The organism is Streptomyces sp. NPDC016677, assembly GCF_055562815.1.
Genome location: NZ_JBVHEO010000004.1, coordinates 292,484 through 314,953 on the forward strand (window position 1 = coordinate 292,484; position 22,470 = coordinate 314,953).

The following is a 22,470-nucleotide window of genomic DNA, read 5'->3' on the forward strand; positions in this document are numbered from 1 at the left end:
AACTTCATGAATGGTACGGCGCCGCCCGGCAGAACCTCGAAGGGCACCGGGCGGGACCCGGCCAGGACCTGTATAGCGCACCCGTGACGACGGTCACATAGCGGTGATAACTTCGTCATGTCCCCGCATGAGGAGGCCGCCGTCATGAGTCCCTTCACCGGCTCCGCCGCCCGCACTCCCTCCTGGCAGCACCTGCGCGTCGACTTCGCCGGCGGCGTCGCCACCGTCACCCTGGCCCGCCCCGACCGGCTCAACGCCCTCACCTTCGGCGCCTACGCCGACCTGCGCGACCTGCTCGCCGAACTGTCCAGGGAACGGAGGGTGCGCGCCCTGGTGCTGGCCGGGGAGGGCCGCGGCTTCTGCTCCGGCGGCGACGTCGACGAGATCATCGGCGCGACCCTGTCCATGGACACCGCCCGCCTCCTCGACTTCAACCGGATGACCGGCCAGGTCGTCCGTGCCGTCCGCGAGTGCCCGTTCCCGGTGATCGCCGCCGTCCACGGCGTCGCGGCGGGCGCCGGCGCCGTCCTCGCGCTGGCCGCCGACTTCCGGGTCGCCGACCCCGGCGCCCGCTTCGTCTTCCTCTTCACCCGCGTCGGCCTCTCCGGCGGCGACATGGGCGCCGCCTATCTGCTGCCCCGCGTCGTCGGCCTCGGCCACGCCACCCGCCTGCTGCTGCTCGGCGAACCCGTCCGGGCCCCGGAGGCCGAGCGGATCGGCCTGATCAGCGAAGTGACGGACGAGGGCCGCGCCGACGAGGCCGCCCACGCCCTCGCCCGCCGTCTGGCCGACGGCCCCGCCCTGGCCCACGCCCAGACCAAGGCCCTGCTCACGGCGGAACTGGACATGCCCCTGTCGGCGGCGGTGGAACTGGACGCGACGACCCAGGCGCTGCTGATGACAGGGGAGGATTACCGGGAGTTCCATACGGCGTTCACGGAGAGGCGCCCGCCGAAGTGGAGCGGACGGTGACCGCGGTCCCCCCGGGGGCGCGACACGCCACGACGAACGGACACGCGCCCCCGAAGACCAGCCACCCGCACCGAATCGCCATCCTCGGCGGCGGTCCCGGCGGCCTCTGCACCGCCGCCCTCCTCAAACGCCTCGACCCCACCCGGGACATCACCGTCTGGGAACGCAACCCCGAAACGGAGACGTTCGGCTTCGGCGTCGTCCTCTCCGACGAGACCCTCGGCGGCATCGAACACGCCGACCCACAGGTCCACGAGGCCCTGGAACAGCACTTCGTCCGCTGGGACACGATCGACATCGTCCACCGGGGCACCCACCAGACCTCCTCAGGACACCGCTTCGCCGCCCTGGCCAGAAGCCGTCTGCTCGCCGTCCTCCACGCCCGCTGCCGCGCCCTCGGCGTGGACCTCCGCTTCCGCGCCGAGGCCCCGCCCGCCGCCGCACTGGCGCGGAGCCACGACCTGGTCGTCGCCGCCGACGGCGTACACAGCGCCACGCGCGACACGTACGCCGCCACCTTCCGTCCCCGGATCACCGAGCACCGCTGCCGCTACATCTGGCTGGCGACGGACTTCCCGTTCGACGCCTTCCGGTTCGAGTTCGCCGAGACCGAGCACGGCGTGATGCAACTGCACGGCTACCCGTACGCCCCCGACGCCTCCACCGTGATCGTCGAGATGCGCGACGAGGTCTGGCGCGCGGCCGGCTTCGACGGACTCGACGTCGCCGAATCCACCGCCCGCTGTGCCGGAATCTTCGCGAACGCCCTCCGAGGCCGCCCCCTGCGGTCGGACAACTCCGCCTGGACCACGTTCCGCACGGTCGTCAACGACCGCTGGTCGCACGGCAACACCGTCCTCCTCGGCGACGCCGCGCACACCGCCCACTTCTCCATCGGCTCCGGCACCAGACTCGCCGTCGAGGACGCCCTCGCCCTCGCCGCCAGTCTGGCGGAACAGCCCACCACCGAGCGGGCCCTGGCCGCCTACGAGGCCGAACGCCGTCCCGTCGTCGCCTCCGTCCAGCGCGCCGCCCGCGCCAGCCTGGAGTGGTTCGAGAGCCCGGCCCGGCATCTCGGCCGCCCGCCCCGCCAGTTCGCCTTCGACCTGCTCACCCGCAGCCGCCGCGTCACCCACGCCAACCTGCGGCTGCGCGACCCCCGCCTCACCGAGTCCGTGGAGCGCGAGTTCGGCTGCCCGCCCGGCACCCCGCCGATGTTCACCCCCTTCCGGCTGCGCGGCCTCACCCTGCGCAACCGGGTCGTCGTCTCCCCGATGGACATGTACTCCGCCGCTGACGGCGTCCCCGGCGACTTCCACCTCGTCCACCTCGGCGCCCGCGCGCTCGGCGGCGCCGCCCTGGTGATGACCGAGATGGTCTGCGTCAGCCCCGAGGGCCGCATCACCCCGGGCTGTACGGGCCTGTACACCGCCCGGCAGACGGAGGCGTGGCGGCGGATCACCGACTTCGTCCACGCCCACGCCCCCGGCACCGCGCTCGGCGTCCAGCTCGGCCACAGCGGACGCAAGGGCTCCACCCGCCTGATGTGGGAGGGCATGGACGAACCCCTCCCCGAGGGCAACTGGCCGCTGGTCGCCGCCTCGGCGCTGCCCTACACGCCGCACAGCCAGATCCCGCGCGCCTTGTCCCGTGCGCAACTCACCGACATCCGCGAACAGTTCACCGCCGCCGCCTCCCGTGCCGCCCGGGCCGGCTTCGACCTGCTCGAACTGCACTGCGCCCACGGCTATCTGCTCTCCGGGTTCCTCTCCCCGCTCACCAACCACCGCACCGACGCCTACGGCGGCACCCTGGCCAAGCGGCTCCGCTTCCCGCTGGAGGTCTTCGACGCCGTACGCGAGGTGTGGCCCGAGGAGCGGCCCATGACCGTCCGCGTCTCCGCCACGGACTGGGCCGAGGGCGGCACGAGCGCCGACGACGCCGTGGAGATCGCCCGCGCCTTCGCCGCGCACGGCGCCGACGCGATCGACGTGTCCACCGGGCAGGTCACGGCCGACGAACGCCCGGAGTCCGGGCGCTCGTACCAGACCCCGTACGCCGAGCGCATCCGGCACGAGGCCCGCGTCCCGGTGATCGCGGTCGGCGCCATCTCCTCCTGGGACGACGTCAACTCCCTCGTCCTCGCCGGACGCGCCGACCTCTGCGCCCTCGCCCGACCGCACCTGTACGACCCGCACTGGACGCTGCACGCGGCGGCCGAGCAGGGCTACGACGGTCCGGGCGCCGTCTGGCCCCTCCCGTACCGGGCGGGCAGCCGGCGCCCGCCGACCGGACGCACGGACGCCCCGCGTCCCCGGCTCACGCTGGGCCGCTGAGCGCCACCATCCCGGCGGTGAGCGTCGCCCCGTCGGCCGGGTCGATCAGCAGGAACGCGCCGGTGCGCCGGGAGACCGCGTAGTCGTCCAGCGGCAGCGGCTCGGCGGTGCGCAGCACGATCCGGCCGAGGTCGTTGGCGGCCAGCGAGTCCACCCCCGCCAGGTCCTTGACGACCGCCTTCACGGTCCGGGTCGTGTGCCGCAGCAGCACCCGGTCCCCGACCCGCAGCGGACGGTCGGCGAGGTGGCAGACGGCGGCCCGCACATCCTGGGTCAGCGCCGGCGCGTCCACCCCGGCGGTGATCATGTCCCCGCGGGAGACGTCCCGCTGGTCGGCGAGGCGCAGGCTGACCGACTGCGGGGCGTACGCCGCGTCGGCCGGGGTGCCGAGCACGTCGATGCCGGCGATCTGGGAGACCTCCCCCGACGGGTGCACGGTCACCCGGTCGCCCACCCGCAGGGCGCCCGACACCAGCTGGCCCGCGTAGTGGCGGTCCTCGCCGTGCCGGATCACGTACTGCACGGGGAACCGGGCCGGCGCGGCGACCGGTCCGGCGGCGACCGGCACGGTCTCCAGGAACTCCAGCAGGGCCGGCCCCCGGTACCAGTCCATGTGCGCCGAGCGCTCCACCACGTTGTCCCCGGCGAGCGCGGAGACCGGGATCGGTGTGAAGGACGGCAGCCCCAGCTCGGCCGCCAGCGCGGCGAACTCCTCGGCGATGTACTCGAAGACCTTCTCCTCGTAGCCGACCAGGTCCATCTTGTTGACGGCGAGGACGGCGTGCGGGACGCGCAGCAGGGCGGCGATGGCGGCGTGCCGGCGGGTCTGTTCGACGACGCCGTTGCGGGCGTCGACGAGGATGACCGTCAGTTCGGCGGTGGAGGCGCCGGTGACCATGTTGCGGGTGTACTGCACGTGTCCGGGGGTGTCGGCGAGGATGAACCGCCGGCGGGGCGTGGCGAAGTACCGGTAGGCGACATCGATGGTGATGCCCTGCTCCCGCTCGGCCCGCAGACCGTCGGTCAGCAGCGCCAGGTCCGGGGTCTCCTGTCCGCGTGACGCGGAGGCGCGCTCGACGGCCTCCAGTTGGTCGGTGAGGACCGACTTGGAGTCGTGCAGCAGCCGTCCGACGAGGGTGGACTTGCCGTCGTCGACCGACCCGGCGGTGGCGAACCGCAGCAGGGTGGTCTCCGAGAGGATCTCGGTGGTGGTGCTCATGTCTAGAAGTACCCCTCGCGCTTGCGGTCTTCCATCGCGGCTTCGGAGAGTTTGTCGTCGGCGCGGGTGGCGCCGCGTTCGGTGAGCCGGGAGGCGGCGATCTCGGCGATGACCTTCTCGATGGTGTCGGCGTCGGAGTCGACGGCGCCGGTGCAGGACATGTCGCCGACGGTGCGGTAGCGGACCTGCCGTTTCTCGATCCTCTCGCCGTCCTTGGGGCCGCCCCAGTCGCCGGCGGTCAGCCACATGCCGGCCCGGGCGAAGACCTCGCGTTCGTGGGCGTAGTAGATCTGGGGGAGTTCGATGTTCTCGCGGGCGATGTACTGCCATACGTCCAGCTCGGTCCAGTTGGAGAGCGGGAAGACGCGGACGTGTTCGCCGGGGGCGTGGCGGCCGTTGTAGAGGTTCCACAGTTCGGGGCGCTGGCGGCGGGGGTCCCACTGGGAGAACTCGTCGCGCAGGGAGAACACCCGTTCCTTCGCCCGCGCCTTTTCCTCGTCGCGGCGTCCGCCGCCGAAGACGGCGTCGAACTTCTCGTGCTGGATCTTCTCGGTGAGCGGGACGGTCTGGAGCGGGTTGCGGGTGCCGTCGGGGCGTTCTTTCAGTGCTCCGCGGTCGATGTAGTCCTGGACGGAGGCGATGTGCAGTCGCAGTCCGTGCTGTTCGACGGTCCGGTCGCGGTAGGCGAGGACCTCGGGGAAGTTGTGCCCGGTGTCGACGTGGAGGAGGGAGAAGGGAACCGGAGCCGGGGTGAAGGCTTTCAGCGCCAGGTGGAGCATGACGATGGAGTCCTTGCCGCCGGAGAAGAGGATCACCGGCCGTTCGAACTCGCCCGCGACCTCGCGGAAGATGTGCACCGCCTCGGACTCCAGCGCGTCCAGATGCGAGAGGGCGAAGTCGTTCACACCAGCCCCCGCTCCGCCAGCACCGCGTACACGGTGTCGGCCGACTCCGCCGGAGTCTGCTCCTGCGTCCGCAGCACCAGTGCCGGGTCGACCGGCGGCTCGTAGGGGTCGTCGACCCCGGTCAGTCCGGTCAGCTCACCCGCCGCCTGCTGGGCGTACAGCCCCTTCACATCGCGCTCGCTGCACACCTCGACCGGCGTGGCGACATGCACCTCGACGTACGGCGTCCCGCTCGCCTCGTGGCGCTTGCGGACGGCCTCCCGGCTGTCGGCGTACGGCGCGATCACGGGGACGACGGAGAGCACGCCGTTGCGGGCGAGGACCTCGGAGACCAGACCGATGCGCTGCACATTGGTGTTGCGGTCCGCGCGGGAGAAGCCGAGGCCCGCCGAGAGGAAGCGGCGGATCTCGTCACCGTCGAGCACCTCCACCCGGCGCCCCTCCGCCTTCAGCCGGTCACCGAGCAGCCGGGCGATGGTCGTCTTGCCCGCGCTCGGCAGCCCGGTGAGCCAGACGGTGGCTCCCAGCGGTCTTGCCGTGGTGGTCATGCGCAACAGTCCTCTTCTCGTTCCTTGCCCCCGTGGACGACCTCACGGACGGTAGGCAGGAAACTTGAGAAGAGGCACAGAGAAACCTGAGGGTTGCGTGAGTGACCCGCGTTGTGCGTGAGGTCACAGATCCGCGAAGACCGCCCCCGCGTCCCGCAGCCGCTCGTGCAGCGCCCGGAACACGGCGGCCGAGCGGGCACCCGGCCAGTCGTCCGGCAGCAGACGGGCGGGCAGGCCGGGATCGGCGTAGGGCAGGCGGCGCCAGGAGTCCAGGGCGAGCAGGTAGTCGCGGTAGGCGTCCTGCGGCGGGGTGTCCGGGCGTTCCTCCCAGTCGCGCAGCACGCCCGCGTGGCGGTCGAGGAACGCGTCGTGCTCCTTGGCGATCGCGGCCAGGTCCCACCAGCGGGCCACCGCCTCGGCGGTCGGCGCGAACCCGAGGTGCTCGCCGCGGAAGAAGTCCACATAGGTGTCGAGCCGCAGCCGGCCGAGGACGTGCCGGGTCTCCTCGTACAGCCGGGCCGGGGCGATCCACACCCCGGGGGCGGCGGTGCCGAAGCCGAGGGCGGCGAGGCGCGAGCGCAGTATGTGCCGTTTCTGCCGTTCCGACTCCGGCACCGAGAACACGGCGAGCACCCAGCCGTCGTCGGCCGGGGGATCGGTGGCGTAAATACGCCGGTCGCCGTCGTCGAGCAACTGCCGGGCCTCGTCCGAGAGTTCGTATCCGGCCGCGCCCCGGGCGGTGCGGGCGGGCAGCAGCAGGCCGCGCCGTTTGAGACGGGACACCGACGAGCGCACGGACGGCGCGTCCACCCCGACCGCCGCCAGGAGCCGGATCAGCTCGGCGACGGGGACCGGGCCCGGCGCGTAGCGGCCGTACGCGCCGTAGAGCGTGACGATCAGGGACCGTGGTGCATGCTGGTCGGACACGTTGATCATCTTAGGTCGTCGGCATCACTGCCGGTCACCCCCTGTTTCCCTGCCGGTCGGCGACTCGGCGCCCCCGCCGGTCGTCGACTCCGCGTACCCGTCGACCGGCAACCGGAACCGCTGGAGTTTGCCGGTCGCCGTGCGCGGCAGCGCGGTGCGGAACACGATCTCGCGCGGACACTTGTACGGCGCCAGCTCCGCCCGTACGAAGGCGCGCAGCGCCTCGGCGTCCCGCTCGGCGCCCTCCTTCAGTACCGCGAAGGCGACCACGACCTGCCCGCGCCGCGCGTCCGGCCGCCCCACCACCGCCGCCTCGACCACGTCCGGGTGGCGCAAAAGCGCCTCCTCCACCTCCGGCCCGGCGATGTTGTACCCGGCCGAGACGATCATGTCGTCGGCGCGGGCGACGTACCGGAACCAGCCGTCGGGGTCGCGGACGTAGAGGTCCCCGGTGATGTTCCAGCCGCCGCGCACGTACTCCCGCTGCCGCGGATCGTCGAGGTAACGGCACCCGACGGGCCCGCGCACCGCGAGCAGCCCCGGCTCCCCGTCGGGCACCGGACGGCCGTGCGCGTCCTGCACCTCGGCCTGCCACCCCGGCACCGGGACGCCGGTCGTGCCGGGCCGGATCTGCTCGTCGGCGGCGGAGACGAAGATGTGCAGCAGTTCGGTGGCGCCGATGCCGTTGATCAGGCGCAGCCCGGTGCGTTCGTACCAGGCCCGCCAGGTGGCGGCGGGCAGGTTCTCCCCGGCGGAGACACAGCGCCGCAGCGACGACAGGTCGTACGTGCCCGGCGCGGCGAGCATCGCGCGGTACGCGGTCGGCGCGGTGAACAGCACCGACACCCGGTGCTCGGCGATCGCGGGCAGCAGTTCCCGCGGCCCCGCCCGCTCCAGCAGCAGGGAGCAGGCCCCGGCCCGCATCGGGAAGACCACCAGCCCGCCCAGACCGAAGGTGAAGCCGAGCGGCGGACTGCCGGCGAAGAGGTCGTCCGCGCGGGGCCGCAGGACGTGCCGGGAGAAGGTGTCGGCGATCGCCAGGACGTCCCGGTGCAGGTGCGCGCACCCCTTCGGGCGGCCGGTGGTGCCCGACGTGAACGCGATCAGCGCCACGTCGTCGGCGGCGGTGTCCACGGCCGGGTACGGCGCCGAGGGTGCCGGACGGTTCAGCAGGTCGCCGGGGCCGTCACCGCCGTACGTCGTGATCCGCAGCCCCGGGACCCCGGCCCCGGCGAGGTCGTCCACGCACCGTATGTCGCACAGGGCGTGCCGTACGCGGGCGATCTCGCACATCCGGCTCAGCTCGGACGGCCGCTGCTGCGCCAGCACGGTCACCGCGATCGCGCCCGCCTTGAGCACCGCCAGCCAGCAGGCGGCCAGCCAGGGGGTGGTGGGGCCGCGCAGCAGCACCCGGTTGCCGGGGACCACGCCGAGGTCACGGGTGAGCAGATGCGCGAGCCGGTCCACGCGGGCGCGCAGCTCGCCGTAGCTCCACACGTCACCGGACGGGATGCGGAAGACCGGCAACCGGCTGGCACCGCCCCGGAGCAGTTCGGCGGCGGCGTTCAGCCGGTCCGGGTAGCGCAGCTCCGGAAGGTCGAAGCGGAGGTCGCCACTGGTCGGGCGGTGGCAGCCGGTCGCGGGCGAAGGTGTCGACGTGGGCGGTGGCGGTGCTCCGGGGATTCATGACGGTGCGCCCCCTGCTCGTGGTGAGCTCGCGTCCGCGCAGCGTATCGCGTCGGTGACGGTGGTCAATACACCGCGATAACCTGGGAGTTGAGGACCCGGCAGACAGGCAGGCAGCAGACAGATAGACAGCAGGCAGGCAGGCAGGCAGCAGGCAGGCAGGCAGCAGGCAGGCAGGCAGCAGGCAGGCAGCAGGCAGGCAGACAGACAGGGAGACCGCCGATGGGGGACCGCCGATGACGGCATTCGCGCTCGCGCCGGAACAGTCCGCCTGGTGCGCCGAGTTGCGCGCCCTGGCCGCCGGACGGCTGCGCCCGCTCGCCGACCGGGGAACGCCCGGCCGGGTCAACCGGCCCTTGCTCGCCGCCCTCGGCTCCCTCGGTCTGCTCCCGCGCCTGTTCACCTCCCCGGCCCTCGACCTGTGCCTGATGCGCGAGTCCCTCGCGTACGCCTGCACGGAGGCCGAGACCGCCCTCGCCCTCCAGGGCCTGGGCGCCCACCCGGTGCACACCCACGGCACCGAGGTCCAGCGCGCCCACTGGCTGCCGCGCGTCGCCGACGGCAGCGCGGTGGCCGCCTTCGCCCTCACCGAACCGGGCGCCGGCTCGGACGCGGCGGCCCTGTCGCTGGCGGCCCGCCGGGACGGCCCGGCCGGCTGGCGGCTGACCGGCGAGAAGTGCTGGATCTCCAACGCCCCCGAGGCCGACGTCTACACCGTCTTCGCCCGGACGACCCCCGGCGCCGGCGCCCGCGGCGTCACCGCGTTCCTGGTCCCCGCCGACCGCCCCGGCCTCGGCGGCACCGCCCTGGAGATGCTCTCCCCGCACCCCATCGGCACCCTCGCCTTCGACGGCGTACCGGTGACGGAGGACGACGTACTGGGCGAGCCGGACCACGGCTTCCGGGTGGCGATGGACACCCTGAACCGCTTCCGCCCCAGCGTCGGCGCCTTCGCCGTCGGCATGGCCCGGGCCGCCCTGGACGCCACCGTGGCCCACACCCGCGCCCGCGACGCCTTCGGCGGCCCGCTCAGCGACCTCCAGGCCGTCTCCCACCAGGTCGCCGAGATGGCCGTGCGCACCGAGGCGGCCCGCCTGATGGTGTACGCGGCGGCGACGGCGTACGACGCGGGGGCGCCGGACGTCCGCGAACGCGCCGCGATGGCCAAACTGCTGGCCACGGAGACCGCGCAGTACGTCGTCGACCGCGCCGTCCAACTGCACGGCGCCCGCGCCCTGCGCCGCGGCCACCTCCTCGAACACCTCTACCGCGAGGTGCGCGCCCCCCGCGTCTACGAGGGCGCGAGCGAGGTCCAACGGGGCATCATCGCCCGCGAGTTGTACACGAGAGCCGAGGGGGACGCATGAGCGCCGAGCGCGTGAACCCACCCGCCCTCGCCCCGCCCGCCGGCTTCTCGCACGCCGTCGTGGCCACCGGCACCCGCGTGGTCTTCCTGGCCGGCCAGACCGCGCTGGACACCGAGGGGAAGGTGACCGGGCGGACCCTCCCCGAGCAGTTCGACACGGCGCTCGCCAATCTGCTGACGGCCCTGCGCGCGACCGGCGGCACCCCCGCCGACCTGGCCCGGGTCACCGTCTACGCCACCGACGTCGCCGCCTACCGCGCCCAGGCCGCCGTACTGGGCCGGATCTGGCGCGAGCGGATGGGCCGCGCCTACCCGGCGATGGCCGTCGTCGAGGTCGTCCGGCTGTGGGACGAGACGGCGCTGGTGGAACTGGACGGGTTCGCCGTACTGCCGTAGCACCGTTCGGGCGTACGGGGTTCGGGCCTACCGGGTTCAGGCGGCGGTCGTCAGCCGGTCGGCGGGGACGCCGGCGCGGTCGCGGCGCGGGGCCACGGCCCGCCCGTCGGGCAGCAGTTCACCGCTGTCGTCGAAGACGATGGTGCCGTCGCACAGCAGGCTCCACCCCTGCTCGGGACGGGCGGTGACGATGTGTACGGGACGAGTGTCGGGGCCTGGGCACGAGGGCCGGTGGGAACACATGGCGCACCTCCGCGTCTGCTCTTCTTCTGTGAGAAGACGATGCCCGCGCCGCGCGCGCACCGGAACCGGCGGCGGCCGACCGTGACAACACGGGGACACGACCGGCACGGTCCGGCGACGCCGCCCACCGCACGCGGGACGCGCCACCGAAGGGGTGACGGTCACACCGAGCGCCGCACCCGGCGGGTACCAGTGGAAACCCCACTCTTCAGGAGGTTCCCGTGTCCTTGAAGTCCGCGCTGGCGCGCCCCGCCCTGTGCGCCGCCCTGCTCCTGCTGACCGCCGCCCCCGCGGCGCAGGCCGCCCCCGCCGAGCAGACCGGCACCGTCCCGCCCGCCGGCGTCCCGTCCGCCGTCGTCCCGTCCGGCAGCGGCACGGTGACGGTCGACCCGACCGGCCGCATCGCCCCCGACGGCACCGTCACCCTCGCCGGCACCTACCGCTGCGACGCCGCCCGGGGCCTCGCCTTCGTCAGCGCCTCGGTCAGCCAGGACGCCGGCTCCGTACGGTACGGCCTCCGCGGCACCCGCGCGGTGTGCGACGGGCAGGTGCACCCCTGGGCCGGCTCCGGCAGACCCACGACGGCGAGCGCCGCGCCGGCCCTGAAGCCGGGACCGGCCCAGGTCGAGGCGACCGTGGTGGAACTGCGCCCCCTGATCCTCCCGCTGCCCACCATCCACGCCTGGCAGCGGCAGGACGTGACTCTGGTACGGGGCTGACGGAGGCGGGTCCGGCCGGCGGAACCGTCACCGCCGGCCGTACAGCTCACTGATCCTGCGCCACGAGGTCCCGCGCCATCGGGTGCGGCAGGGGCGGCGTGGCCGGCTGGCCGTAGATCTCCTGCCGCCACAGCGCGTCGCACAGCCGGGTGATGCCTCCGGTCAGGTGTCTGCGGTACGTGCTGAAGGGCAGCCCCAGCCGTTGGGCGACCACCTGCTGGGTGGGCATGCCCTTGGTCAGGTAGGTCCGGGACACCGCTCGGTAGTACTTCTCGCCGCCTGCTTCCGTGCGCAGTTCCTCGACCGCGTCCGCCAGGACCTGGGGGAGTGTGCGGCCGGTGCCCGCGGTCAGTCTGCTGCGGGTGAGCGGGTTCGCGCACCATTCCTGCGGGCGGAAGAAGGTGCGGAGCGCGTCGCGCAGCGCGGCGTCGAACTCGGGGCGCGACAGGACGGTGAACTCCGCGGCCGGCAGCGCCTCCTCGCCGCCCGCCCCCACCGCGCACGACCCGTCCCGGAGGTGGGACAGCATCAGCCGGCTCTTCTCCTCGGCCCAGGCCCGCACCGGCTGGACCCGCCAGTCGACGGCGAACAGCGTGTAGGTCAGGGCGCCCACCCGGGGCCGCTCCGCCAGGGGACGCAGCCCGAGGCTGGTCATGTACGGCGTCCAGAACGTCCCCGTCCGTACGGCGACGTACATCCATGCCACCCGGCCCTCGCTCTTCGCGGCCTCGGCCAGGGTCCGCCACTGGTGGAGGTTCTCGACCGGGGAGATCTTCGGGTACTCCGGCGCCGTCACCGAGAAGCGGGCCACCGCCACGTGCTCGCCGTCGCGCAGGGGCCGGGTGGCCCGCGCGTGGTTCCAGGCCGCCTCGGCCACCGGGTCGTGGAACGCGCGCGGGGCCTCGTCGAGCCGCAGCCAGGCGGAGAAGCCGACCGTCCTGTTCTCGCGCGCGGTGCGGCACATCCGGAACGCGTCCGGGCGGCGTTCCAGCCACGCCACCGCGAGGGCGGCCGACTCCTCGCCCTCGACCTCGGTCACCAGCGCTTCGACCCGCCGCCGGTCCTCCGCCTCGTACGGGGTCAGCCGTACCTCGCCCGCGTCCCGCCAGCTGTTGAAGTCGGACATGTACCGGTCGTCGCGGTACAGGAAGAGGAAGGAGCGTACGGCGGACAGCGTCCCGTCCGCGGGTGAGGTGCGGATCTGCTCGAACAGGTGGCGGCCGAGCCGCCCGTGCAGCTCGGCGTAGCCGTCCGGGTCGCGCCAGCGCAGGCCCTCCTCCAGCGCCTGCCGGACCACGTCGTGCGGGAAGAGGCCGTCCTGCGCCGACTCGATGAACGGGAGCGTGCGCAGCCAGGCGAACAGGGCGGCGGCGTCGTCGCCGAGGACGACCCGCAGCAGTGTCTCCGTGGTCACGTGGACGCGGGCGCACACCTCCAGCGCCCGGCGGTGCAGCGGTGAGGGAACCTCGCCGACCAGCCGGGAGAGCAGGGTCGCGACGACGTCCATGCTGGGCTTCCAACGGGTGGCGGTACGGTCGGGTTCGCGGACCGCCACCGCGGCGGCCAGGGCCAGGGCGAGCGGATGCCCGCCGGTGAAGGCCAGCAGCTCGGCCTGGCTCTGCCGCGGTACTCCCCGGGCGCTGAGCAGGGCGCCGGCCTCGTCCGGGGACAGATTGCGCAGTGCCATGCGGTACAGCAGGTCCGCCCACCCCGGGTCCGAGGTCCACTCCGTGTCCGGCGCCCGCCGCCCGGCGATCACCGCCACCGCGCCGTCCGGCAGCCTCGGCAGGAACCTGTCCCGCAGCCAGCCCTCCAGTCCCTGGCAGCGTTCGAAGGTGTCGACGACCAGGACCGCGCCCTCTTCGGTGAGGGCCGCCCCGGCCTCCCGCTCGAACGCCTCCGGTGTCGGCTGGACCGTACGGCCGTCGATCTCCAGCACCGGCCGGCCGGCCGCCCGCGCCTCGGCCGCGAAGCGACGCAGCAGCATCGACTTGCCGATGCCCCCGGGCCCGTGCACGAAGAGCACGGCCGGGGCTCCCTCGTCACCGGCCAGGGCGGCGCGGAAAACAGCGAGTTCCGCTGTCCGCCCGGTGAACCCCCGGTCACGTCCGCGCCGCAGCCGGCCCGCCATGACGCGGGGAGCACTGCCGGTCACGTGGGTCTCCTCCTGCCGTCGCCGCTCGCCCACTGGTCGGCGTCACTGACCTCGCACCATACACCACACAGGGGGGTTACTTGTTGGGGGTAACTCTCCTCTTCTCTATGGCGTTTGGAGTGTCTGGCCGGAAGGAGAGGGGTTAAAACACCGCCTTGGACGGTGTCGCGGTCGTGGTCAGGCGTTGCGCAGGGCCGCCAGGACCTCCTTCGCCGTGGTCGAGCTGGACTGCGGGTTCTGCCCGGTGATCAGGTTGCCGTCGACGACGACGGTGTCCGACCACGGCGCGCCCGCCCGGAAGTGGGCGCCGCGCTCGCCGAGGCGGTCTTCCACGAGCCACGGCGCGGCGTCGCCGAGGCCGCCCTGCCGCTCCTCCTCGTTGGTGAAGCCGGTGAGGTCCCGGCCGGCGAACAGGAATGTCCCGGCGCTGTCGGTGGCGCTGAGCAGGGCGGCGACGCCGTGGCACAGCGCGGCGACGGTCCGGCCCCGCTGGTCGGCCTCGGTGAGCAGGGCGCCCAGCGCGGGGTCGTCCGCCAGGTCGGCCATCGGGGCGTGCCCGCCGGGCAGGTAGAGCGCGTCGTAGTCGGCGGCCTTGACCGCGCCCAGGTCGAGCGGCGCGTCGAGGTCGGCGGCGATGGAGTCCAGGTAGGCGCGGAACTCGGCCCCGTCGGCGGCCTGCACGCCGCCGCGCTCGTCCAGCGAGATGGGGTCCACGGTGGGGCGGACTCCGGCGGGGGTGGCGATGTCCACCTGGTGGCCTGCCTCGACGAGCACCTTGTGGGACACGGCCACCTCCTCCGCCCAGTAGCCGGTGGGGTGGGCGCTGCCGTCGGCCAGTACCAGCGTGTCCGCGGCCGAGACGATCATCAGGATCTTCGCCATGACGGTTTTCTCCGGGTTCGGTGGGTGTCGGAACGCCACCCACTTTCCATCAACATCCCGTTGGCGTCCGAAGCCCTCCATAAGATTTCTTATGTACGGTGCTTGCATGAGCGACCTCGACCTGCTGGCGAGCTTCCTGGAGATCTACCGCCGCGGATCACTGACCGCCGCTGCCGCCGCCCTCGGCGTCTCCCAGCCCGCCGTCAGCGGGCAACTGGCGCGTCTTGAGGAGCAGATGGACACCGTGCTCTTCGAACGCTCCCGGCGCGGGGCCGTACCGACAGCGCGTGCGCACGACCTCGCCCGGCGCGTCGCCGCTCCCCTGGACCAGTTGCGCGGCGCCCTGGCCCAGGACGCCGACGGCCAGGCCCACCGGGGCACGGTCCGGCTCGGCGCGGCGGGGGAGCTGACCGCCTCCCGGCTGATACCGGCGCTGGCGCCCCTGGCCGGTGGCGGCCTGCACCTGGACATCACGCTCGGGCTGGCCGAGGACCTGCTCACCGCCCTCGCCGACGGGGAACTGGACCTGGTGGTCTCCTCCGTCCGCCCCCCGTCCGGCCGGCGCGGACTCGCCGCCGTACCGTTCGTCGACGAGGAGTTCGTCCTGGTGGCGACCCCCACGACGGCCCGCTCCGTCGATCAGGACTGGCTGGCCGAGGACCCCCTGGCCGCCCTGGCTCATCTGCCGATCGTGGCCTACAGCCGGGAACTGCCGATCGTCCGCCGTTACTGGCGCAGCGAGTTCGGCCGCCGGCCGCCCAACCCGGTCTCGGTGATCGTGCCCGACCTGCGGGCCGTGCTGGCCGCCGTCGTCGCCGGCGCCGGGATCTCCGTACTGCCCCGCTATCTGGCCGACCCCGCTCTGGCCGCCGGCTCCCTCGAACTGCTGCACCACACGCAGATCCAGCCGCTCAACACCCTCTATCTGGTCACGCGCTCCGGGCCCGCGCCGGCGCCCGTGGCTCTGGTGCAGCGGCAGTTGCACCGGCAGGCCGAGACCTGGGGGCCCCTGTGAGGCGGGCCGTCCGCCCCCGGTGACGGCCCGGCCCGGTGCGGGCGCGCTCACCGGGTCAGGTGGCGCAGTTCGCTGTCGTACAGCTCGGCCGGGTCGAATCCCATGCCGGTGAAGTGGCCCGCCAGTTCCAGGGAGAGGAGACCGTGCAGGCGGGTCCAGAAGACCAGGGCGCGGCGCAGGGCGGCCGGTGTCGCCGGGTGGCCGGCGGCCCACCGCCGGTGCTCGGCCAGGTGGGCCTCCAGCCGGGTGTCGGGGCCGCTGCCGGAGCGGGCGCCGGAGTGGCCGTCGGCCGGGGTGTCCGCGGCCGTGCCGGTCACGCGCTGGGCGGCGTCGAGGAGGGGGGCCATGATCTCCGCGGCGATCGCGGTGATGTCGTCGGGCGCGTGGTAGCCGGGGACGGGCGTGCCGTAGACGAGGAAGTAGCGCTGGGGGTCGTCCAGAGCCCAGGCGCGCAGCGCGTGTCCCAGTACGGCCAGATCCGCGTCGGGCGCGGCGGCGGAGCGGATCGCGTCGGCGAGGCTGCGGTACGCGTCGCGGATCAGCTCGGTGATCAGCTCGTCCCGGCCGGCGAAGTACCGGTAGAGCGCGGGGCCGCTCATGCCCATCTGCTTGGCGATGGCGTTCAGTGACAGCCCCGGCGCCCCCGCCGCGGCGATCTGCTCCCAGGCGCGCTCCTTGATCTCGGCCCGGAGCTGGGTCCGGTAGCGCTCGCGGGGGGTCTCCTTGCCGGCGGCGGTCATGTGCTCGTCCCTTCCCTGTCGGATCACCGGCTCACCGGCTCCCGGGGCCGTACGAGCGGTTCGTTCCCGCTCGCCGTTAGACCCTATTACGAAAGTTCTTGACCGTCACTCTAGAGGGGGTTATAACTTCTAACGAAAGCGCCAGCCGCTAACTGTCGCTGGTGAGAGGTCGATGGAGGTCGCCATGAACGCTGGGGAAATGATCGAGGTCGTGCTGCCGGGCAAGGTCGAGCCGGAAGGGCTGCAGCTGCGGCAGGGAGCCGTGCCGGCCCCCGGCCCGGGTCAGGTCGTCGTCCGCATGGAAGCGACCGGCGTCTCCTTCGCCGAGCAGCAGATGCGCCGAGGCCGCTACTACGACCAGCCGCCGTTCCCCTTCGTCCCCGGCTACGACCTGGTAGGCACCGTCCTCACGGCCGGGGACGGGGTCGCCCCGAGCCTGGTCGGCACCCGGGTGGCCGCGCTGCTCAAGGTCGGCGGCTGGGCCAGCCACGTGGTCGTCGACGCCGCCGACGTGGTGCCGGTGCCGGACGGGATCGGCGCGGCGCAGGCCGAGACCCTGGTGATCAACGGCATCACGGCCTGGCAGATGCTGCACCGTCAGGCCCGTGTCCGTGCCGGGCAGACCGTCCTGGTGCACGGCGCCAACGGGGGAGTCGGCTCGGTCCTGGTCCAGCTCGCCCGGGCCGCGGGCGCCGACGTCATCGGCACCGCGTCCGCGCGCCACCACGCCGCCCTGCGGGAACGGGGAGTGACCCCCGTCGACTACCGCACCGAGGACATCCCCGCCCGCGTCCGCGAACTCGCCCCGGGCGGCGTGGACGCCGTCTTCGACCACGTCGGCGGCCGCAGCGTCGTCGACTCCTGGGGGCTGCTCGCGCCCGGCGGCACGCTCGTCTCCTACGGCACCGCCTCCACCCGCGACGACGAGGGCTCCAAGCAGTGGCCCGTGCTCAAGCTGCTGGGCCGGGTGTGGCTGTGGAACGCCCTGCCCAACCGCCGCCACGCCTACTTCTACAACGTCTGGGCCGGCCGCGCCCTGTCCAAGGACCGGTTCCGGGCCCGGCTGCGCGCCGACCTCACCGAGGTCTTCGAGGCGCTCCGGCGCGGCGACATCACCGCCCAGATCGCCGCCGAGCTGCCCCTCACCCAGGCCGCCGAGGCACTGCGCCTGGCCGAGTCCGGCACCGTCGCCGGCAAGGTCGTCCTGCACGCCTGACGTGCCGACGCGCAGCGCGGACCGACACCGCGGCCTCGGCGCCTGCGGGCCGGCCTCGGCGCCTGCGGACCGGCTGGGCATCGCCGACCGGCCCAGCACCACCGACCGGCCCGCCATCGCGAACCGGCCCGCCATCGCGGACCGGCCCGCCATCGCGGACCGCGCCGCGAACCGACCCCGAACCGACCTCGAACGGTCAGCCCGCCGTCTGCCGGCGCCTGCGGTAGTTGGCCACCTTGTGCCGGTTGCCGCACTCGGCCATGCCGCACCAGCGCCGGTTGCCGGACCGCGACAGGTCCACGAAGAGACGGGTGCACTCCTCGTTGAGACACTCCCGCACGCGGGCGAAGTCGGCGCCGCCCAGCAGATCCACGGTGTCCCGGGCCACCGCGCCCAGCACCTCGTCGACGCCCCCGGTACGGGCGAGGCGACCGTCCTCGTCGAGCTGGTGCCTCGGCAGCGGCAACCGGGCCGCCTCGTTCACCTCGGCGAGCGCTTCCCGTACCTCGCTGTCCGCGGCCGGTGTCAGGGGCCACGCGCGGACCAGGGTGTACACGGCCTCCCTGAGGCGGCCCGTCCTCGACAGGGCGCGTCCGTCCAGTGGACCGGGCGCGTCGAGCAGTCCGGCCTGCTGGATCCAGCGCCCCAGGTCGTCGGGCGAGCGCAGGAGTTCGATGCGCCGGCTCCGCCGCCACAGCAGGGTGCCCGCGAGGTCCAGGGACAGCCGCCCGCTGACAAAGACGAAGTCATCCACCCCCTCATGGTGCCAGGTGGCCCCCGGCACCGCCGTCACCCCTCCCTTCCGCCCAGCGCCTCGACGACGCGGCCGAGAACCTCCTCCAGCACGTGCCACGAGGTCGCGAAGTTCAGCCGGAGGAACCCGTCGGCGCCCGGCCCGAAGGGGGCGCCGCCGTCGAGCAGGACCCGGCCCTCCCTCAGGACCTTCTCCACCGGCGGCTCGTCCAGCCCGAGCGGCCGGGTGTCCAGCCACGCCAGGTACGTCGCCTCGGGCAGATGGTGGCGGACCAGGGGGAGCCGGTCGCGCACCACCTCGTGGACGCGCCGGCGATTGCGGTCCAGCACGGTCAGCAGCTCGCGCTGCCAGGCGTCGCCGTGCCGCCACGCGGCGAGGGTGGCGACGACCCCGAGCGGTGAGACGGTGCCGTAGAGGTCGGGCGGCTGTGCGTCGCGCAGCGCGAGGAGACGGTCGGGGCCGTAGTGCGTGACGGCACAGCGGATGGCCGCCAGGTTGAACGCCTTGGTCGCGGAGGTCAGGGTCACCGTGCGGCGCGCGGTGTCGCCGGACAGGCTCGCGAAGGGGATGTGCCGGTGCGGGGCGTGGGCCAGCTCGGCGTGGATCTCGTCGCTGACGACGAGCAGGTCGTGTCGTCGCGCGATGGCCGCGATCTCGTCGAGTTCGTCCCGCGTCAGCACCCGGCCGGTGGGGTTGTGCGGGTTGACCAGGATCAGCGCGGTGCAGCCGGACCGCTTCACCGCGGTGTCCAGCGCGGCGAAGTCCATGCGCGGGCCGTCGTTCGTGTCCCGCATCGGGACGGGCACGATACGGCGGTTCATCGTCCGCAACGTCGCCAGGAACGGCGGGTAGTTGGGAACCTGCACCGCCACCGCGTCCCCGGCCGACGTCGCGAGGTGCAGGACGAGTTGCAGGCACTGGATCAGGTCGGTCTGCTCGCGCACCCGGTCCGCCGACGCGGCCCATCCGAACCGCTCGGCCATCCGCTCGGCGAAGGCCGTACGCAGCGGGCTGCCGTCCGGCCAGTCCGGGTAACCGAGATCGCGGCCGTCGACCGCCTCGCGCAGCGCGGCCACCACCGGCGGCGGGGTGGGGAAGTCCATGTCGGCCACCCAGGCCGGCAGCACGTCCCGCTCCGGGCGGTGCCACTTCACGCTGGAGCGGGCGCGCAGCCAGTCCATGCCGAGGTCGTCGAAGCCGGGCACCGCCCGAGCCGGCGCGAGCTTCATGCCAGGGCCCCCGTCCGCAGCAGATCGCGGGTGATCTCCACCTGTCCGTGATGCTGGGCCAGTTCCTCCAGGACGTGGAGCTGGACGCCCCGCACGCTCAGGGGACGCTCCGGGCCCTCGAAATCGGCGGGCGGCACGTTGCGCGGGGGCTGTGACGGCAGCGCCTCGCGGAGGTCCGCCTCCAGACGTACGAAGAGCGCGTCGACCTCCTCGCGCAGGTGTCGCACGTTCCCCTTCGCCGTGAACTCGGAGGGCCGGTCGCGCTCGACCCTGCGCCCCGCGACCACATGCCCCAGCCAGTAGTCGGCCACCGCTACGCAGTGGTGGGCGATGGCGTAGGGGGAGTTGGCGCCGGGCAGCGGCGGCGCGGTGTTGCCGAGATCGCCGCCCAGTCGCTCCAACTGCTCCAGCGCGCCGAGCAGGCCGTCGAAGGCGCGGCGAAGGAAGTACAGGTACTCGTCGTGATCGTGCACGGTGCCTCCTCATCGGTAAGAGCATCAGCATCATCTTCACGGAGACACCGGTCAAGATGGTGTTTGAAAGAAGGTGAAAAGTCTGTTACGAGGCATCAATGGCAAGTAATGGGGATCGGCAGGAGTGACATGTAACCCTCTAGGCTGGTGTCTACTTCCGCGAAGAACCCCGCCATCCCCGTTTCCGCGCCGGGTCGCACGGCCCGTGCCAAAATGGGCATGCCGTCCGTTCCGCCGTCCATCGAGGTTTCCCCGTGCCCAAGCCGGTCGCCCGCGTTCCCCAGCGACGTAACGCGCGGTCCAACCGGGCGCGCATCCTGGCCACGGCGCGTCAGGAACTGGGGCGCAACCCCGACGTCACCCTTGAGGAGCTGGCGCGGGCGTCCGGTGTCGTACGGCGCACCCTGTTCGGTCACTTCCCCGGCCGGGCGGCGCTGCTGGAGGCGCTGGCCGAGGAGGCGGCCGAGAGCCTGCGCGACGCCATGGCGGCCGGTGTGCGACCGGCGGAGCGTGCCGAACTGGCCCTCGCGTACTTCACCTTGTCGCTGTGGCCCGTGGGGGACCGTTACCGGATGCTTCTGGCGCTGGCCCGCCGCGACCTGGGCGAAGAGCGTGTCACCGAGATCCTCCGGCCCGCGCGGGAAGAGGTCGCGGCCATCCTGGAGCGCGGTCAGCGCGACGGTGTCTTCCACACCCATCTCCCGCCGGAGGCGCTGAGCGCCGGCCTGGAGGCGGTCACGGTCGCGCTGCTCGAAGCCGTCAACAAGGGGACGCTGGAGGACGACGGCACCCGGTCCACCACCGCCTCGCTGATTGCGGCCGGTGTGCCGGACGAGCGGGCGCGCGCGGTGGTCGACGAGGCCGTCTCCCTGATGGCCGCCCAGCAGACCGCCGTCGAAGGCTGAGTCGAGCGGGCGGAGGCGCCGCCGTGCTTGTCATGAACATGATCACCTCTTGAGGTGACCACGTTATTTGCGCATCGATGTGCAGACAACTTACGCTGCTCATGAATGTGCAAATAACGTGTCCCCTCGGGAGTTCTCCGTGCCTCTGCCGGCCAATACACCTGTCGACAGGACGGCGGGGCCGTACCCACGGCGCTGGTGGGCGCTGGGCGTTCTGTGCCTGAGCCTGCTGATCGTGGTCATGGCCAATACGTCCCTGATCGTCGCCGCCCCCGACATGACCCGGGAGCTGCGGCTGAGCAGCAGTGACCTGCAATGGGTGATCGACGGCTACACCGTTCCCTACGCCGCGCTGATGCTCGTACTCGGGGCGATCGGCGACAAGTACAGCCGCCGCGGCGCCCTGGTGACGGGCCTGGTGGTCTTCGCCGGTGGTTCCGTGCTGGGCAGTGTGGTCGACGAGACCGAGCTGGTCATCGCCGCCCGCGCGATCATGGGGGTGGGGGCCGCGGTCGTCATGCCCGCCACGCTCTCCCTGCTGGTGGCCATGTTCCCCAAGGGCGAGCGGGCCAAGGCCATCACCGCCTGGACCGCGACCTCCGGACTCGCCATAGCCGTCGGCCCGGTCGTGGCCGGCTGGCTGCTGGAGCGGCACGCCTGGGGCTCGACCTTCCTGATCAACGTGCCCGTCGCGGTGGCCGCCGTCATCGGCGCCTTCGCCCTCGTACCGCCGTCGAAGGCGGAGGGCATGGGCCGGATCGACTACGTGGGCGGGCTGCTGTCGATCGTCTCCGTCGGCACGCTCGTCTACGCCATCATCGAGGGCCCGCACTTCGGCTGGGGCACCGGTCCGGTCGCCGCGGCCGTGGTCGCGGGCGCCGGCTCCGTCGCCTTCGTCCTGTGGGAGCTGCGGCACCCCCACCCGATGCTGGACGTGCGCAAGTTCAGGCTGCGCGGCTTCAGCGGCTCGATGCTCGCGGTGCTGTTCTTCTTCTTCGGCACCTTCGGTTCGATCTACTACGCCACCCAGTTCCTGCAGTTCGTGCTCGGCTACGACGCGCTGGAGACCGGCGTCCGTCTGCTGCCGCTGGCCGGCGCCGTGTTCGCCGGCGCCGCGGCCACCGGACAGCTGACCCCGAGGCTCGGGGTGAGGGCCGTGATCGTGCCTGGCATGGCGATCGGGACCGTGGCCGTGTTCCTGCTCACCCGGATCGACGGGGGCTCGACGTACGGCGACTTCCTGCCGTCGCTCCTGCTGCTGGGCTTCGCGATCGGCCTCAGCGTCTCCCCGGCCACCGACACGATCATGGACTCCTTCCCCGAGTCCGAGCTGGGTGTCGGCGGCGGCGCCAACGACACCTCGCTGGAACTGGGCGGTTCCCTCGGCATCGCCGTCCTCGGCTCCCTGCTCGCCACCGCGTACCAGGACAAGCTGAGCGACCTGGTCGGCGGCCGGCTGCCGGCCGCGGCACTGGACGCGGCCCAGGACTCGGTGGGCAGCGGCCTGGCCGTCGCCGAGCAGGTGGCCACCGACCCGGCCGGCGGGGTCCAGCAGGCCCGGACGCTGGTGGGTGCCGTGCATGAGGCGTTCGCCCACGGTGTCGCGCACACCAGCCTCATCGGCGGCGTCATCATGGCCGCCGGAGCGATGATCGTCCTCGCGGTCCTGCCGGGCCGCCGACCGCCGCGCGAGGGGGCGGAGGAGATACCGGCGCCGACCGCGGACGCGGCGGACGCCGGGCCGGGGCAGCACCGCGCCGGGCGGTAGCTGGACGGGCTGACCA

Annotated in this window: 20 protein-coding genes and 1 pseudogene; 9 read left to right on the forward strand and 12 right to left on the reverse strand. The window is 73.2% G+C overall.

The genetic code is table 11. The features are described from left to right. Positions 1–144 precede the first annotated feature (144 nt). Both ACZ3IG_RS14705 and ACZ3IG_RS14710 read left to right on the forward strand, forming a co-directional pair. Positions 145–972: an enoyl-CoA hydratase family protein gene (locus tag ACZ3IG_RS14705; RefSeq protein WP_467432043.1), complete on the forward strand. Its 828-nt coding sequence runs from the start codon at positions 145–147 to the stop codon at positions 970–972. Next, positions 969–3,308, forward strand: a complete 2,340-nt coding sequence (locus ACZ3IG_RS14710) for a bifunctional salicylyl-CoA 5-hydroxylase/oxidoreductase (RefSeq protein WP_467432045.1) — start codon at positions 969–971, stop codon at positions 3,306–3,308. The genes ACZ3IG_RS14705 and ACZ3IG_RS14710 overlap by 4 nt, the downstream gene beginning before the upstream one ends. Here the strand turns inward: ACZ3IG_RS14710 and ACZ3IG_RS14715 are convergent. From ACZ3IG_RS14715 to ACZ3IG_RS14735, 5 genes and pseudogenes are all read right to left on the reverse strand, one after another. Further along, positions 3,292–4,527 carry a sulfate adenylyltransferase subunit 1 gene (locus ACZ3IG_RS14715; RefSeq protein ID WP_467432047.1) on the reverse strand — a complete coding sequence of 412 codons (1,236 nt, stop codon included), beginning with the start codon at positions 4,525–4,527 and terminating at the stop codon, positions 3,292–3,294. The genes ACZ3IG_RS14710 and ACZ3IG_RS14715 overlap by 17 nt on opposite strands. Positions 4,528–4,529: 2 nt before the next feature. After that, positions 4,530–5,432: a sulfate adenylyltransferase subunit CysD gene (gene cysD / locus ACZ3IG_RS14720; RefSeq protein ID WP_467432050.1), complete on the reverse strand. Its 903-nt coding sequence runs from the start codon at positions 5,430–5,432 to the stop codon at positions 4,530–4,532. After that, positions 5,429–5,980: an adenylyl-sulfate kinase gene (gene cysC, locus ACZ3IG_RS14725; RefSeq protein ID WP_467432051.1), complete on the reverse strand. Its 552-nt coding sequence runs from the start codon at positions 5,978–5,980 to the stop codon at positions 5,429–5,431. The genes cysD and cysC overlap by 4 nt, the downstream gene beginning before the upstream one ends. Before the next feature lie 123 nt (positions 5,981–6,103). Further along, positions 6,104–6,916 (reverse strand): PaaX family transcriptional regulator, encoded by an 813-nt coding sequence (locus tag ACZ3IG_RS14730; protein ID WP_467432052.1) that lies wholly within the window; start codon positions 6,914–6,916, stop codon positions 6,104–6,106. Between the two features lie 15 nt (positions 6,917–6,931). Further along, positions 6,932–8,594 (reverse strand): annotated as a pseudogene (locus ACZ3IG_RS14735) (AMP-binding protein). A 235-nt stretch (positions 8,595–8,829) separates the two neighbouring features. Here ACZ3IG_RS14735 and ACZ3IG_RS14740 point away from each other — a divergent pair. Both ACZ3IG_RS14740 and ACZ3IG_RS14745 read left to right on the forward strand, forming a co-directional pair. Further along, a complete protein-coding gene (locus ACZ3IG_RS14740) occupies positions 8,830–9,960 on the forward strand; it encodes an acyl-CoA dehydrogenase family protein (protein WP_467432053.1) in 1,131 nt (376 codons plus the stop codon). Next, positions 9,957–10,355, forward strand: a complete 399-nt coding sequence (locus tag ACZ3IG_RS14745; protein WP_467432054.1) for a RidA family protein — start codon at positions 9,957–9,959, stop codon at positions 10,353–10,355. The genes ACZ3IG_RS14740 and ACZ3IG_RS14745 overlap by 4 nt, the downstream gene beginning before the upstream one ends. Positions 10,356–10,391: 36 nt before the next feature. Here ACZ3IG_RS14745 and ACZ3IG_RS14750 read toward each other — a convergent pair whose 3' ends face one another. After that, positions 10,392–10,598 (reverse strand): DUF5999 family protein, encoded by a 207-nt coding sequence (locus ACZ3IG_RS14750; RefSeq protein ID WP_467432056.1) that lies wholly within the window; start codon positions 10,596–10,598, stop codon positions 10,392–10,394. Between the two features lie 221 nt (positions 10,599–10,819). Between ACZ3IG_RS14750 and ACZ3IG_RS14755 the strand changes: the two genes are divergently transcribed. After that, the gene (locus tag ACZ3IG_RS14755; protein ID WP_467432058.1) at positions 10,820–11,317 is read left to right on the forward strand and encodes a DUF6299 family protein; all 498 of its coding nucleotides are present in this window, start codon (positions 10,820–10,822) and stop codon (positions 11,315–11,317) included. A 46-nt stretch (positions 11,318–11,363) separates the two neighbouring features. On the opposite strand, the gene ACZ3IG_RS14760 is transcribed toward ACZ3IG_RS14755, so the two are convergent. Both ACZ3IG_RS14760 and ACZ3IG_RS14765 read right to left on the reverse strand, forming a co-directional pair. Further along, a complete protein-coding gene (locus tag ACZ3IG_RS14760; protein ID WP_467432060.1) occupies positions 11,364–13,472 on the reverse strand; it encodes an ATP-binding protein in 2,109 nt (702 codons plus the stop codon). Between the two features lie 177 nt (positions 13,473–13,649). Further along, positions 13,650–14,354, reverse strand: coding sequence for a type 1 glutamine amidotransferase domain-containing protein (locus ACZ3IG_RS14765; protein ID WP_467432061.1), 705 nt, complete (start codon positions 14,352–14,354; stop codon positions 13,650–13,652). Between the two features lie 106 nt (positions 14,355–14,460). On the opposite strand from ACZ3IG_RS14765, the gene ACZ3IG_RS14770 reads away from it, so the two are divergent. After that, complete coding sequence (locus tag ACZ3IG_RS14770) at positions 14,461–15,369, forward strand: LysR family transcriptional regulator (protein WP_467432062.1); 909 nt, start codon at positions 14,461–14,463, stop codon at positions 15,367–15,369. 47 nt (positions 15,370–15,416) lie between these two features. Here ACZ3IG_RS14770 and ACZ3IG_RS14775 read toward each other — a convergent pair whose 3' ends face one another. Beyond that, positions 15,417–16,109: a TetR/AcrR family transcriptional regulator gene (locus tag ACZ3IG_RS14775; protein WP_467432063.1), complete on the reverse strand. Its 693-nt coding sequence runs from the start codon at positions 16,107–16,109 to the stop codon at positions 15,417–15,419. Positions 16,110–16,293: 184 nt separating this feature from the next. Here ACZ3IG_RS14775 and ACZ3IG_RS14780 point away from each other — a divergent pair, with 184 nt between their 5' ends. Continuing rightward, the gene (locus ACZ3IG_RS14780) at positions 16,294–17,325 is read left to right on the forward strand and encodes a medium chain dehydrogenase/reductase family protein (protein WP_467432066.1); all 1,032 of its coding nucleotides are present in this window, start codon (positions 16,294–16,296) and stop codon (positions 17,323–17,325) included. Positions 17,326–17,521: 196 nt separating this feature from the next. Here ACZ3IG_RS14780 and ACZ3IG_RS14785 read toward each other — a convergent pair whose 3' ends face one another. Genes ACZ3IG_RS14785 through ACZ3IG_RS14795 form a run of 3 tightly spaced genes read right to left on the reverse strand, consistent with a single transcriptional unit; the run spans position 17,522 to position 19,781 of the window. Then, a complete protein-coding gene (locus ACZ3IG_RS14785) occupies positions 17,522–18,079 on the reverse strand; it encodes a CGNR zinc finger domain-containing protein (RefSeq protein ID WP_467432068.1) in 558 nt (185 codons plus the stop codon). Between the two features lie 35 nt (positions 18,080–18,114). Beyond that, complete coding sequence (locus ACZ3IG_RS14790) at positions 18,115–19,308, reverse strand: MalY/PatB family protein (protein ID WP_467432069.1); 1,194 nt, start codon at positions 19,306–19,308, stop codon at positions 18,115–18,117. Further along, positions 19,305–19,781: a DinB family protein gene (locus ACZ3IG_RS14795; protein WP_467432072.1), complete on the reverse strand. Its 477-nt coding sequence runs from the start codon at positions 19,779–19,781 to the stop codon at positions 19,305–19,307. Before ACZ3IG_RS14795 ends, ACZ3IG_RS14790 begins: the two co-directional genes overlap by 4 nt. A gap of 254 nt (positions 19,782–20,035) precedes the next feature. Here ACZ3IG_RS14795 and ACZ3IG_RS14800 point away from each other — a divergent pair, with 254 nt between their 5' ends. Beyond that, the gene (locus tag ACZ3IG_RS14800; RefSeq protein WP_467432074.1) at positions 20,036–20,686 is read left to right on the forward strand and encodes a TetR/AcrR family transcriptional regulator; all 651 of its coding nucleotides are present in this window, start codon (positions 20,036–20,038) and stop codon (positions 20,684–20,686) included. A 139-nt stretch (positions 20,687–20,825) separates the two neighbouring features. Further along, positions 20,826–22,454: an MFS transporter gene (locus ACZ3IG_RS14805; protein ID WP_467432076.1), complete on the forward strand. Its 1,629-nt coding sequence runs from the start codon at positions 20,826–20,828 to the stop codon at positions 22,452–22,454. Positions 22,455–22,470 lie beyond the last annotated feature (16 nt).

Excerpts from the sequence above, each read along its gene's own strand:
- ACZ3IG_RS14740 (WP_467432053.1), top strand. The coding sequence starts at position 8,830 with ATGACGGCATTCGCGCTCGCGCCGGAACAGTCCGCCTGGTGCGCCGAG.
- ACZ3IG_RS14765 (WP_467432061.1), bottom strand. The coding sequence starts at position 14,354 with ATGGCGAAGATCCTGATGATCGTCTCGGCCGCGGACACGCTGGTACTG.
- ACZ3IG_RS14715 (WP_467432047.1), bottom strand. The coding sequence starts at position 4,527 with ATGAGCACCACCACCGAGATCCTCTCGGAGACCACCCTGCTGCGGTTC.
- ACZ3IG_RS14775 (WP_467432063.1), bottom strand. The coding sequence starts at position 16,109 with ATGACCGCCGCCGGCAAGGAGACCCCCCGCGAGCGCTACCGGACCCAG.
- ACZ3IG_RS14750 (WP_467432056.1), bottom strand. The coding sequence starts at position 10,598 with ATGTGTTCCCACCGGCCCTCGTGCCCAGGCCCCGACACTCGTCCCGTA.
- ACZ3IG_RS14730 (WP_467432052.1), bottom strand. The coding sequence starts at position 6,916 with ATGATCAACGTGTCCGACCAGCATGCACCACGGTCCCTGATCGTCACG.
- ACZ3IG_RS14790 (WP_467432069.1), bottom strand. The coding sequence starts at position 19,308 with ATGAAGCTCGCGCCGGCTCGGGCGGTGCCCGGCTTCGACGACCTCGGC.
- ACZ3IG_RS14745 (WP_467432054.1), top strand. The coding sequence starts at position 9,957 with ATGAGCGCCGAGCGCGTGAACCCACCCGCCCTCGCCCCGCCCGCCGGC.
- ACZ3IG_RS14705 (WP_467432043.1), top strand. The coding sequence starts at position 145 with ATGAGTCCCTTCACCGGCTCCGCCGCCCGCACTCCCTCCTGGCAGCAC.
- cysC (WP_467432051.1), bottom strand. The coding sequence starts at position 5,980 with ATGACCACCACGGCAAGACCGCTGGGAGCCACCGTCTGGCTCACCGGG.
- ACZ3IG_RS14770 (WP_467432062.1), top strand. The coding sequence starts at position 14,461 with ATGAGCGACCTCGACCTGCTGGCGAGCTTCCTGGAGATCTACCGCCGC.
- ACZ3IG_RS14780 (WP_467432066.1), top strand. The coding sequence starts at position 16,294 with ATGAACGCTGGGGAAATGATCGAGGTCGTGCTGCCGGGCAAGGTCGAG.